This window comes from Paenibacillus sp. ACRRY (assembly GCF_022346995.1).
Taxonomy (GTDB): domain Bacteria; phylum Bacillota; class Bacilli; order Paenibacillales; family Paenibacillaceae; genus Paenibacillus.
The window spans coordinates 107,511-119,993 of sequence record NZ_JAKRNM010000006.1 but is presented as its reverse complement, the minus strand read 5'-3'; the positions used below and the strand labels follow the sequence as shown (position 1 = coordinate 119,993).

Sequence of the window (12,483 nt, the reverse complement as noted above, 5' to 3'; positions counted from 1 at the left end):
TCATACATCTTCTCATACTCGACTCTGATAGCTTCGTAATTGATCACACTACCACCTCAATCTACGAAAAGCATTTAGCTCACCTTGATAATCTCTCAATACACCTTCAATAACCGCAACCGTAGGCGTGGCAGGGGCCGTTTTAGCCGCCGGTGCTGGTTTGATGGATGTATCTCCTATCTTGACTTCAAAAGCTTCAACAGGAGCAACAGGAGGGCGCAGGACATTGATTTGCTCCGTGCTTACTGCGCTGGCTACCATAGCCACCCAAGTGTATGAGAGCTCATCTGGAATAACGGTTATGTTGCAATAGTTCATGATACGCAAACCCACCTCATCAACGTAGGTACCAATGAGGTAATCATGTTCGGTATCGTTCACATCAAGTTTGAGGCGGCGTTTAACCTCGTTTATTATTGCTTCACGCTCAGCCTTAAGACGTTGTATTTGCATTGGCTACCGCCTCAGCTTCCTTGATAGCCTTCAGGATTTCTGGCTTACCCTTGGCATCACCCAGATCGATACCGTTCTTTTCGGCGTAATCCTTGAGTTGGTCAACCTTCATTTTGTTAATGTCAGTCTCCTCTTCGGCTTCGACCTCTTCAAGGATTCCACGCTCTACCAAACGAGCCCCTTTTGTTTCATCCAATTCAATCTCACCGGAATTAACAATAACCCCGCCAAAAATGACGGGGCCCAGAACTTTATATTTAAACATGTTGTTTCCTCCTTACACCGACAGACGGTGGATTTGGGATGGCTTCTTGATGCCGACAAATGCAGACTTACCAACATAGATTTCATCTTGTGGTGGTGGACCCATATCCTCTTTAGTCAACACGTAGATACCTGGTTCGAATCCTTTTTCAACAGTAGGGCCTTCAACAGTGATAACCGGTTGGCTACCAAGCACCGCAACTGTACGCACTGGCAACAAACGAGATGCAGGAGCACCGTTGAGAGAGATTTGGTTATCATTTACACGGATCTTAACAGGAGCATCAGCCACCTGAGCAATAATGCTTTCAACTTGGGACCGAGTAGGAATCATTTGGCTGTTGATGCCATAGATCGCACTTCTCAGTTGTTGGTTCATGATGATATCTTGCAGCACCACACCTGACAAATCGATGTATTCAGGTGCCTCGCCGCCGTTAGCATCTTTGTATGCTTGAATAATTGCACGCAGGTCGTCAAGAGGCACAGAGTCCACACGATCACTCCATGAATCTGTTGGAGTAACGATAGGTGGCAATTGAAAGTCCACATTGATTTTTACATTGTTCGCATCGTATGAAATAGCACCCAAGTATACTGCTTGAGCACGCAACCACTCTTCTGTGTCGTTAACACCTTCAATGAGGCGGTCCGTTTGATCATATACACGTTGGATTGCACGATCCCGCTCAGCTTGTACCCGCGGATTTGTGAACTTCAGTTGTTCACGCTCATCAATACGGATACCATGTTGGATCTTAGCGACTTCTTGTGTCAGCGTTTTGAATCCTTCTTTGTCACGCAAAGGCGCTCCGGAATTCCATCCAGTCAAAGCAGCACTTGGAGCGTATGTTTGAGTGAAAACATCATAGTCGAAAGTTAGATCATAAGAAGTATCTGTTTCACTGATTGCTTTCAGCAGATATGTTTTAGTTGGCAGTCGATTTTCGACATACCCCAAAAATGTTGGTTGTTTAAATTGATCAAGAGAAAGAATTCCCATTATTTATACACCTTCCTTTTTCTAATTAGTAGAAACGGTAACGCGCGCCAGCAGCTGTTTTAAATGCTGCAGTCACACCCGTCAGTTTGCTTTCAACAACAAGAGCCTCAGCCCATGCACCGACAATAACATTGACTGTTGTAACATCAGCAGTAAACACATCGTGGTTAGTCAGGTATGGTGTACCTGTGTCAGCATCAGCCCATGGCTTTGCGAGTCCATTTGCTTGGATACTCACCGCTGTACCTGCAGGAATCAATGTGTTAACCGCAAACTTTGTACCATCAAGTGTCAAACCGCCAACCTTTTCAATCGAACCTTTGACTGTATACAGAATTTCCTTCTGAGAACCGTACTCTTTTACTCGTGGATTCAAGTTCATTACTTGCCACTTCCTCCCTGGTTTCTTTGTTCTGCTAATGATTTACCGGCATCGTAACCCTTCGGATCTGCAGGTGGATTACCACCACCGCCAGCATCAGGCGGCTTGATTCCTTTGAACAATGGCGCTGTAGGTGCTGTTTCTTCTTTTTGAACAAACAAAAAAGCCTTGCTATCACGCAGGCCATTTACTTGTTCTTCGAGTCCACCCTTTACAGAGCCATCCTCATTCAATTCAATTTTCGTTTTGTCCAACAGCCCTGCCACGATATCCGGATCGTGTACCTGACCGCTCAAGGACAGTTTCAATGCGGTGTTAAGACGTAACTCTTTCATGTCAGCCTCGTATTTCTCTTTGGCTGTCTGGTTCTCAGTCTGCAATGCATCAATTTGTTTTTTTAGATCCTCACCCAATCCTGCAGTCTTGCCAAGTTCCTCAATCTGCTTGTCACGGTCAGCGATTCCCTTCTCAGCCTGCTTCTTTGCCTCGTTCACCTCATCAAACCGAGCTTTGGGCACAAACCCTTTCAACTCATCTGCTGAAGCTGTAGCGGCCTTTTCAGCCAAATCCTCACTCAATCCAAGTGCGATAAATTGTTCTTTATTCACGTTGTTATCCTCCATTTCATCTTCGCTTGTTAACCCGGTCGCGTCCGGTGATGTCTTGTTCTTTAACGTCCGCAATACCAAAAGGACGGCATAATAAAAGGCTATGACGTTTCAGCCACAGCCCAGTTATCCAACCAATTCGTATTCTGCTTCAAATGCTGCCTTCTTCATATAAATCAACTGTTTCCCGGTAGCATCCTTAACGATATAATCACCAACAGGTACAACCAATACATCCAATTGGCTTTTAATCACTCTTAAGTTAAGACCACCAGTAAAGTCCATCATCACCGGTACCTGAACAAAAGAGATAATCTCGTTAATGTGATTGGGATCCATACCTTCAAACTGGATTGCATCCACAGGCACACGCTTTTCATACCGTTTAACGCCCATCATGCTCCCTCCCTAGTCGATAATGTCATACTCGGTAAATTCCAACTGACGGCCCGACTGTGATGCTTTACCTCTGCTTTTCTTAGCAACGGCTTCGACCTCTTTTATCTCAACACCATATTCTTTCTTCCACTCAGCATATGTCATCGATCCTGGGACCGTAATCGTTTTGCCGCTTGCATTTCGTGCAACCTTTGTGTTGATTGGGTCATCTTCAAAGAATACCGTGGTTGTCGTTCTGCAGTTGGCGTGGAACGGTGGATACGTGACATTTACTTTCTTCTCACTCAGCGGGAATACTTTCCCATCCATGCCTTGGCAGATATCAGATGTCCGTTTATCCAGAGTAGCAAGTATCTTATACTTCTCTACCAATCCACTCGCTTTGTACCCGTCAAATGAAGCTTCTTCAATCACATGTGCACTCTCAGTGCGGATCAAGCGCTCTGCTGCGCTTCTCCCAACTTCCATTCGTGCAGAAATAACTCGTGTCATTTCCTCTATGCCATCACCGCGAATAATCGCTTGGGAAAGTGTTCGTTGAATCTCCCTAACAAGCTTGTCCCGATCATCCCAAATTCGTGAGCTGTAGTTTTTACCCAACCAAGGCATAGCGATTATTCGTTGGACCGCTGCTGTATCCACTTGTGCAAAAGACAATCCTACGCCTAACCCTTTGTGGATTTCGAAGATATTACGGTAATAGGTGTCTGTGTATATGTTGTGGAGAAGCACTCCATAGCCCGTTTGCTGGTTTGCAGCTAATACCTCTATCTGTTGTTGAAGCTGTATCAAAAGGGCTTCTATCCGGGTTATACGCGTTTTGATGTACACATTGTCCAGTTGTTTCGTCCAAGTGCCATCAAGATTGCCCTTAGCCATTGCTGTAAACTCTTGAAGAGTCATCTTAAACTCTTTTAATTCGTCTGAGTTAAGCAGCTTTTGGCCTTCTGCATATGAGACTTCATTATTCTTGGCGAACCGGTAATACCACTCGCGCAGATCCTTGAGCATTGATTTAGTTGCAAACTCATACTCACGTGCTATTCTGGCTTGATACCCATCTGCTTTAGCATATTGATGGTTTACCGTTTGCTCAGTTCGCTTCTCCCAGTAGGCTTCTGATTTCATTCATCCTCACCACCGCCTGGATTAGCTTGTTCCTGACCAAACGTATATTGACCTGAAGCGAATTGCTCCATGGCTGTTTTTTGTTCTTTTTCCTTGCGTTCCTTCTCTTCCTGAACATCACCAGTCCATGGATGGTTTGCAATGTTCGTTTCATCGGACAGGATACCGATACTGTTTTTAACATTGTTGATAGCCTCAGTTTCATTGATGACGATATCCCGGTTAAACAGGAACGTTACGTCAATATCTGAGTAATCAGCATTAGTTGTGTTGTACAAATGCTGATCTACGAACCACAGAAGCTGTTCAAGGCTTGCCTGGAACTCTGTCTCAATGATGTTAGCGTCCATATCCAAGTCGCTGTATAAGAAGCGTAGAGCGATTCCTGATGGGCTATTACCGAATTTATCGGCTTGGGTATCAACACCTCTACCAAACTCATAAATAGCCTTACGCAGCCTGTCCATGTGTGTGGTGAATGCCTCAGTGTTGATTTCAAGGCTGATAGTTTCTACACCACCCGTTCCAGATACCTTAATCGTTCTGAACTGAGTCATGTTTTGTCTCAATTCACCAAGGTCTACTCCATCATAGTCTTTGACGATGTACATGCTGTTCGGTAAGTCCTGTAGATTGTTTGAGTTATCCGACATCCGACTATCATAGTCATCCACAAGCGACTTAAGCATTTCCACAAGTGGCATTTCCTCATCGTTGTACTTAAACGGGATGAAGGGCACCTTCTCCCAGTTCATACCTCCCTCGATCAACGTTTCAGCTCCGGTTTCGTCTAATCCTGGCTTAACTACAAAAAAATGATAGCCTGGTTCGCCATCCGCAACCCTTTCAGATGTAGTTACACCATCTTGCGTGAACCTTAGTACGCCGTTAGTGTCCCAGAATTCAATTATCGTTACAGTAACCTTCTTCTTAGCCTCATACCTTTCTTGCTTGTAGAAACGAACAATCGCATCCAATTCTGTATGGGCGTTATCTTTCCATAATGGAACTATTTCTTCTGAAGGGATGATTTTGAACGACAGTTCGCCATTCTCATCATAGTAAACTTGGAGCCAGCCGATTCCCTTGTTGATTGATTCTTTGCCAAGGTTCTTCAGCTGCCGTTGAAATTGCTTGCCGAATATATCATGTAGATAGTCCTTGTAAGCGTCCGGACCATCCGTTTGGATACTGAAAGGCTTAGACAGCAAATAGCCGGTCTTTTGATCAACCAGCTTCCGGATGAAACCATGTACAAGTTTATTGTTGGCAAGGTTTGTTGCTTCCTGCAGTGCACCACCTTCACCAATAACCATACGCTTATGATCCAAGATCTTAGTTTGATTACGGTAGTACGCTTGCCCTTCAAGCATCCACTTGTATTTATCCGTACCCTTGAACGTGTTCATTTGCTCAATAGCTATTTCTTTATTAGTCATAGGCGAGTTTTCATCAAGGTTCCGAAGTATCTCACTCAGTGTACTCATATGTACCTCCTTTCGCTTGTCTTTAACGCATTAACGTGTAGACTCTTGCACAAAACCTACATTTGGTAGTCATGTACTAGACCTTTACACCCTTAACAAACCCTTATGCATCAAGGCTTTGCGGTAAATAGGCGGTTTGATAGGTTCGACAATTTGCATTATCCTACATAAAAATCACTAGAATTCGAATGTTGGACCTCTCATATCATCTTCAAATGCATACCGTGTGGCATCGATTGTATGATTGTCCTTGTCGTCCAATCTAGCCCTCGGATTCCCATCCGAGTCCGTCTGGTAATCAATGTTCTCAAACTCTCGAGCGATGTTCGGTGTACGTGCTGGATCAATAACGATCTCTTCCAGGTCATCCAACCACTTCTCGCCATACTCTACTGAGTTAGGGCCTTTCTTCGCTCCCTTAAACCTGCATTGAAGCTGCGTACGCATTTCATCAACTGATTTAGGCTCAGCACTATCAGCAATGGTTATCTGAGTGTGGTAACCTTTCTTCTTAATCCTCTCAGCCAACTCACGGTTTGATAGCTTAACGCCGTATACCTCATCCAAGGCGTATATCTTGCGGCGAGTCTTATCATAGTGCCAGCGGACGAACGCTACTGGATCGACACCATAACCCCAGTCATTGCCTTGCCGGATGTTATCGAATGACTTAATTTCCTCATCAGTAATCTTCCGGAAGTTCAAATTATCGAATGGAACAACACCACTACCTATCGCCTTGCCGAGATATTCCCATTCATACCGTTGTAGTCGTGTTCGTTTCAGTTCCTCAGCCTCTTCTATACTCTCCTTTGATAAGTAAGGGTTATTAAGGTAGGTTGAGTGATGAACGTACGTGTTATTCGGGATAATGTGTGATTCATAAAGCTTGTTCACCCATGACTGCTTACGCTTTGGAGGATTGTATGAGTAATAGAATGCATAAAAAAGACCATCGCCTAAATCCGCACGTAAAATGGATTTCTCGATAGTCGATATCTCGTCTTCGGTTTTAAACTCTGCCATTTCCTCTATCCATAGAAATGCGATAGGGAACTTGGACATCTTAATGGACTTGATCTTAGCAGGATCATCTGCACCACGAAAAATGATCTTATTTCCATGTGGAATGTAGACCAACTGCAACGGGCTTTTAACCACTTTCCAGTATTGTCCCACACCAAGTATCTCGATTGCCTCTTTAAGTTGCTCAAACACGCTCTCTTCAAGCGTGCGAGCTACTTTACGGACACATAATGTGGTGACTGGGTATTTCATCATGTCTTTAATAATCTTAAGACCAATGTGTGCCGACTTACCAGAAGCACGACCACCTTTGAGTACGTGTTTCAGATATCTATGTGAATTGGATACACGCCAGAAGTCGTGAAAGTGTGGCGTAACCTTCTCAGAAAGCCTAACCTTCAACATCGGCATCACCCAAATCATCGATTATCTGCACACCCACATTGCCTTCAAGCTGCTGTTTGTCTGTCCACAGTGCATAACGTTTACCCAATAGTTCGGCCGCTTTGATGCGATCCTTGCCATCGAGTTCTTTCTTCACGAGCGATTGTTCGCCCATACCCATGCCTAACGGGAACTGTTCCTTCACTTCTCCCCTTAGCACATTAGTGAGAAATTCAAGCACTTCATCTTGCTTTGCGATACGTTTTGCGTCCTTTTTTGCTATCAATTCATCAACATACTGTCTAACCTTAGCATTCGCTAGCAGTCTAGAAGCATTAACTTCAGCTGATTTACCTTTAGCTTTGTATCCTGCATTGTGATAACTTTGCGTTGCGTTACCAGTTTCAATGTAATAATCAGCGAATCTTTTCTGTTGTTCACTTAGACTCATGTCATATCACCCACCGCCTTATATTAAATTACACGAACAATTACTTATAAGTCAGTCCCTTTTTGTAGATATATCCCCCACCTGTTGGCTGTACTAAAATCGTCTCTATTTCACCGCCAACTGTAGGGAAGCGGGGTTCAAATCGCAGCTGATCAATAGTAGTTCTAATAAGATGTCGAGAATAATCGATAGCGTCTTGAACGTTCATAGCTATATATAAAGGCATATGGTTCTCAGATCTTAGTCTGTTAACTATTTCAGTATCCCCTTGCCAAGCAGCACCATATATAAGATTGTCATCTTTATCAGTGTTTCGACTAAAAATCTCCTTTTCTCCCATGGTATCAAAGCTGTTTACAATTGGAGTGCCAAACTCATACCCAGCGACAAAGAAGAAAATATACTGTTCACCAATAACTATGTTTTTGAAATAGTCATATAGCTCATCGGTAACATCTTTTACAGACGCATCGCTGAGTTTTTCCCACATTAACATTTCAAATTCCTTAACATAGTGCTCGATAGGCTTTAGATTAATCAAAGCCGCTCCTGCGGTAGCAACACCAATCTTGTTGAAAAGCAAAAATAATTTATTGGTTGAGTCTGAAACGATAAACCCATTACCGCTCGTTCTACTATCAGCAGATAAAACAATACCTGTTGGTATATATACAACGTTGATCAATGTCATTTTTCTTCCCCCTTTTTCTGTTTTATTCGACAGAATTAACGGGGTTACCTTTTATCTCTTCATCATTTACCCGTGTACCTTAGTTCGCCGTCACCTCTGCAGCTTTTGGGGTTTAGATTACGGGTGGATCAAAACACTTCATTTGATAGATTATATACAGCAAACTGCGCATACTCTGCTTTACCTGTGCCAGCTCCTGCAGTCATAGTAACTGTTAAAGCCGTTGCTCCTGTAGGGACTACACCTTCCACATAAAAAATACCGTTATTATCTGTTTTCCAGTTGTTTAACGGCCTCATCATTCCAGATGCTCCGGTATAAGCTAGTTGTACAGTTACAGGCATCTCAGTACCTTCCACTGTCGTTTTAACCCTCCCAGTGAAAGCGATCACGTCACCTGCTTTAAATCCTGTTGATATCGCCTGAGAGTATGTTTTTGTACTCGCTGCATCTGTTTTATCCATCGTCATCCAGCTACCTTTAATTGTCGCATCACCTGTAGTTAATGAAGATGTAGCAACACCGGTACCATACATCGTCCAGTTGTCTGCCACACCATCTGCGTTGGCATCCGTTAAGAACAAGCTGTTTTTAAGAAGATTATTCGGAGCGTTATTCACTGCCGGTACATTAGTTCTGAATGCTGGCAGTTTGGGTAGCAATTGCTCAGCAGCATATTGTCCCATCAGTTTAACCGGAGTAGTGCCTGGGTGTATTCCATCTGTTGAATATCCACTTTTATATTTTGATGTTGCCGGATCCACAAGAAGAGAATAAAAATCCAACACATCCAACCCATATTTGCGAGCTATCTTATAAATACCTGCATTCACCTGAAGTACCTCTGTCACTTTCCCCTCATCCAACGGTGGGATCGTTGCCAGAATTGGTGTAATACGTGCTGGGAAACATTTGAGTACCATTGCTTCTATATTCGCCAAAGCAACCGCAGGAAGAATGCCCTGTTTCACATCGTTTGTCCCACCCATAATCGTACATAATGACGGACGCTTATTGACGATATCTGTATCAAACCGAGCTAACATTTGATCTGTACGCTGTCCAGATATACCAGCATTATATACATATTGCAGAGCTCCATTAGAACGCATTAGTAGTTGATGAACCCATACACCACTACCTATACCTGTTGTCGCTGCATCAAACGATAAACCTGTTAAAGAATCACCCATCAATGCAATATCATTCCCTCGATATCTGGACTGAGCATTCTTAGCAGCACTCAATGCCACAACCGACAAATTATCTGGCATTTATTCCACCGTCCCTTTAACGGACAATGTTCCTGTGTTAGGAGCTGTGTGGTTTATAACTAAAGTAAATCCAGCCTGAATATTAAAAGACACCGTCTCACCGATCTTAGCCGATGTCACGATGTCCATTGGAGCTGTTTGCCTGATTCCCTCTACTGTTACCGCCTTGCCACTTGGTCCTTTCCGTTGAAACGTGAAAGTAGCTGTTACAGCATCTGTTGACCCGGAAAACTCAAGCGTTAATGTCTTGCTTGTCTCAGCGGCATATTCTGCCGAACCTGCTGTTGATTTCTTGTCTACTAGCACGATGTCTTCAGGCATTGTTGTTGCAACTGGAAGTCTGTTCTTATCTGAGACAGTAATTAATCTGTTTCTGGCTGTATTTAACCATTGGAACATATTACTGCCACCTTTCAATTTTAGGGTAATATTCCCTGTTGGATTCGAACCAACGACCGAGCGCATATAAGACGCCTACTCTTACCTCTGAGTTAAGGGAATGAGAAAAATAAATTAACACTCAACTTATTTCGTAGTATATTAAAGTAAAAAACAATAAGAGGTTAAATATGTCAAAAAAGTTTTTATCCGCATCTACTATTCTCGTTTACACTACCGCAATTATTACGAGTGCTCTTTTTCTCGTCTTTGGAACGAAAGACATCAATAATATTAGTGAATATCTAGCTAAATTAATTGATGTTAATATTACTATTTCAATAGGGTATTCAGCCTTGTTAGCGGCAATTTCTTCTTTTGCTTCCAACAACACTAGACAAGACCATGATATTAAAAATAGTTTTATGAGCTTTATTTACATAACAGTTTTTTTTGTTTTAGCAAATGTCGTGCTCGTGGTTGTTACTTTCGCAATGGACCAAAATTATAATCCTTTTTGGGGCAGATTCCTAATTAGTTGGAGCGTATTTATTGTGATTGTATACTCCCATCTATTACTGAGGAACATGCGAAAGTTAATGTACTAATTCTATTTTTTAGCGGCTACGAACATAAACTATAATAGAGGAAACCTATAGGCATGCATTTATTCATCGTCTATACCTATAGGTGGCATTCGTAAGACAAAAAGAACCCTCAGTGTACCTGAGGGTTCGCATAGATAATTTAGTAAGCAAATTGTTTGGTAATTCCTTCAAAATTTGACCCTATGTTAACCTCTCCACTTTGCAGTGCAATGTTATCATCATAGTCAAGCTCATTTCTTATTGTTATTATCGCCTCGTTAATATCACCTAGAAGTTCAAGTAATTCTTCGATCTCAGATCTTTGGCTTACAAAACCTGTACGTTTTGTTACCAATTCACTTAAAGTACGATATATCACTAATTCGCATGCTCTACTAAGCGTTATTAATTCATCATAATCATCAATTATTTTATCTACAACCAACCCTAGACTCGCCTGATCCTTATATTCAAAAAACAATGTTTGAACTGCACGTTCAAGTCCATTCAAATTCAATTTCATAGTACAATTTGCCCCCTTTTCAATCGACTTTGTTTGGAGGATTTAAGTTCATAATACACGTTAATTATAACATTTACATTATTTTCTTTCATTTTGCTGAAAAATTGATCCATAACTCCAATACAACTATCGCAAGGGTGATATTTCGTGAACATATCTATATGTATTTCACCAGATGCAGATTGATATGTTTCTTTGTATATATGTTCTAATATCTTTGCTTCAGTATCGTATTTTCTGTCCCAGACAGTATCCTTCTCTCCTTTATTATTGAGAACGAGTGTGTGAAACACTGGTTGATCTAATAGTGTGACAAAGTGTAAATACTGGAGTAGAGGGTGATCTAATTCGTTTATTCTACTATGAGCGTACAAGTACTTATATTTAACATTATTTTCAATTTCTATACCTTGGAGTAATTTAAACCTGAAATTATTTTCTTGCATACTATCCCTTGTCCCATATCTTGCTACACAGCTATTCTTTGTATGCATTAGGGATACGATTTCTTCATTAATCAATTGCCAATCCCTGAGTTTCCCTACCATCTCAATTCTTGTATCAGACAAGTTCTTCAAATAAACACCAATATCGTCACTGGAGAATTTTTTTATTTCTAACAAAAAACTTCCCTCCTTTTGCACTTTGGATAATAATACCTTATTTCTCTGATAATATAAACAAAAAACCTATTCCCGTAGGAATAGGCTGTTTTTTAGGTTAGCGGTTACCTTTGTCTGAGCTCTGTTAATGTATTCCTCGACGCTGCCTTTACTGATACACAGCATTTGTGCTATTTCATTGAATGAGAAACATTCACCATGAGACATTACATAGCATTCCCGTTCCCGATCACTCAAACCTGTTAGTGCGTCTTCTATCTGGAATCTCTCCCAATCGCTAAGGTTGCTAGGACTGCCTGCATTGCCTCTTTGAACGTATGCCTGCATCTTTAATGGATCCATCAGTTTCTCGCGCTGATACGCGGCCCTACGCTCTATACCACGCTTATTCCCTGGACGCCTTCCTGTACTTAACCACTCAATCACATATTCACAATCCGATACCATACCCGAGATTACTTTTTTGTCTGCTTCATTCTCTGCTGTTTTAGCTCGGTCATATGCTTTGTCCGCTATTTTACGTGACATTTGATAATTGAGTACTGTGGCCTCTCCCAAATCAACTACGCTTAATTCTGGACTAAGCTGAGCCATAATCATACCGTTCCTCTCCTCTTCTAATAATCGAATATGGACATTTGTCCTTCTTTTACTACATCTGATGCATCTATAATGAGTCCTTGATCTAACCATTCCTTTGGTGCATCCTTCTGAAAATGGTGCCAAATAGGATCTCCTGAGCGTGAATGGTTTGGGTTCTTTTGCTCTGCTAGATCCGTCCATACCCACTTTGTCTTTGCTGTGACTTTTTCTTTGTCCATA

Annotated in this window: 17 protein-coding genes and 1 tRNA gene; all 18 read right to left on the bottom strand. The window is 42.0% G+C overall.

From position 1 onward, the window contains the following. Positions 1-48 precede the first annotated feature (48 nt). The gene (locus MH144_RS20875; protein ID WP_239303867.1) at positions 49-453 is read right to left on the bottom strand and encodes a hypothetical protein; all 405 of its coding nucleotides are present in this window, start codon (positions 451-453) and stop codon (positions 49-51) included. Continuing rightward, positions 434-718, bottom strand: coding sequence for a hypothetical protein (locus tag MH144_RS20870; RefSeq protein WP_239303865.1), 285 nt, complete (start codon positions 716-718; stop codon positions 434-436). The genes MH144_RS20875 and MH144_RS20870 overlap by 20 nt, the downstream gene beginning before the upstream one ends. 12 nt (positions 719-730) lie before the next feature. Beyond that, entirely contained in the window at positions 731-1,720 is a 990-nt protein-coding gene (locus MH144_RS20865) for a major capsid protein (RefSeq protein ID WP_239303863.1), read from the bottom strand. 25 nt (positions 1,721-1,745) lie between these two features. After that, positions 1,746-2,102: a hypothetical protein gene (locus MH144_RS20860; protein ID WP_239303862.1), complete on the bottom strand. Its 357-nt coding sequence runs from the start codon at positions 2,100-2,102 to the stop codon at positions 1,746-1,748. Then, the gene (locus MH144_RS20855) at positions 2,102-2,710 is read right to left on the bottom strand and encodes a phage scaffolding protein (RefSeq protein WP_239303860.1); all 609 of its coding nucleotides are present in this window, start codon (positions 2,708-2,710) and stop codon (positions 2,102-2,104) included. Before MH144_RS20855 ends, MH144_RS20860 begins: the two co-directional genes overlap by 1 nt. A gap of 126 nt (positions 2,711-2,836) precedes the next feature. Further along, positions 2,837-3,106, bottom strand: coding sequence for a hypothetical protein (locus tag MH144_RS20850; protein WP_239303858.1), 270 nt, complete (start codon positions 3,104-3,106; stop codon positions 2,837-2,839). A 12-nt stretch (positions 3,107-3,118) separates the two neighbouring features. Next, positions 3,119-4,237 carry a minor capsid protein gene (locus tag MH144_RS20845; protein WP_239303856.1) on the bottom strand — a complete coding sequence of 373 codons (1,119 nt, stop codon included), beginning with the start codon at positions 4,235-4,237 and terminating at the stop codon, positions 3,119-3,121. Then, a complete protein-coding gene (locus MH144_RS20840; protein ID WP_239303835.1) occupies positions 4,234-5,724 on the bottom strand; it encodes a phage portal protein in 1,491 nt (496 codons plus the stop codon). Before MH144_RS20840 ends, MH144_RS20845 begins: the two co-directional genes overlap by 4 nt. A gap of 177 nt (positions 5,725-5,901) precedes the next feature. Further along, positions 5,902-7,155 carry a PBSX family phage terminase large subunit gene (locus MH144_RS20835; RefSeq protein WP_239304087.1) on the bottom strand — a complete coding sequence of 418 codons (1,254 nt, stop codon included), beginning with the start codon at positions 7,153-7,155 and terminating at the stop codon, positions 5,902-5,904. Continuing rightward, the gene (locus MH144_RS20830; RefSeq protein ID WP_239303833.1) at positions 7,142-7,585 is read right to left on the bottom strand and encodes a terminase small subunit; all 444 of its coding nucleotides are present in this window, start codon (positions 7,583-7,585) and stop codon (positions 7,142-7,144) included. Before MH144_RS20830 ends, MH144_RS20835 begins: the two co-directional genes overlap by 14 nt. A 40-nt stretch (positions 7,586-7,625) precedes the next feature. Next, positions 7,626-8,276 carry an Ntn hydrolase family protein gene (locus MH144_RS20825; RefSeq protein ID WP_239303831.1) on the bottom strand — a complete coding sequence of 217 codons (651 nt, stop codon included), beginning with the start codon at positions 8,274-8,276 and terminating at the stop codon, positions 7,626-7,628. Between the two features lie 128 nt (positions 8,277-8,404). Beyond that, positions 8,405-9,550, bottom strand: coding sequence for a GDSL-type esterase/lipase family protein (locus MH144_RS20820; protein ID WP_239303829.1), 1,146 nt, complete (start codon positions 9,548-9,550; stop codon positions 8,405-8,407). After that, positions 9,551-9,949 (bottom strand): hypothetical protein, encoded by a 399-nt coding sequence (locus MH144_RS20815; RefSeq protein WP_239303827.1) that lies wholly within the window; start codon positions 9,947-9,949, stop codon positions 9,551-9,553. It abuts the gene before it with no gap. 29 nt (positions 9,950-9,978) lie between these two features. After that, positions 9,979-10,051 (bottom strand) — tRNA-Ile (locus MH144_RS20810). A gap of 624 nt (positions 10,052-10,675) precedes the next feature. Beyond that, the gene (locus MH144_RS20805) at positions 10,676-11,038 is read right to left on the bottom strand and encodes a hypothetical protein (protein WP_239303825.1); all 363 of its coding nucleotides are present in this window, start codon (positions 11,036-11,038) and stop codon (positions 10,676-10,678) included. After that, on the bottom strand, positions 11,035-11,661 hold the full coding sequence (locus tag MH144_RS20800) for a deaminase domain-containing protein (RefSeq protein ID WP_239303823.1): 627 nt from the start codon (positions 11,659-11,661) through the stop codon (positions 11,035-11,037). Before MH144_RS20800 ends, MH144_RS20805 begins: the two co-directional genes overlap by 4 nt. Positions 11,662-11,727: 66 nt before the next feature. After that, a complete protein-coding gene (locus MH144_RS20795) occupies positions 11,728-12,261 on the bottom strand; it encodes a sigma factor-like helix-turn-helix DNA-binding protein (RefSeq protein WP_239303821.1) in 534 nt (177 codons plus the stop codon). A 17-nt stretch (positions 12,262-12,278) separates the two neighbouring features. After that, positions 12,279-12,482 (bottom strand): hypothetical protein, encoded by a 204-nt coding sequence (locus MH144_RS20790; protein WP_239303819.1) that lies wholly within the window; start codon positions 12,480-12,482, stop codon positions 12,279-12,281. Between the last annotated feature and the right edge of the window lies 1 nt (position 12,483).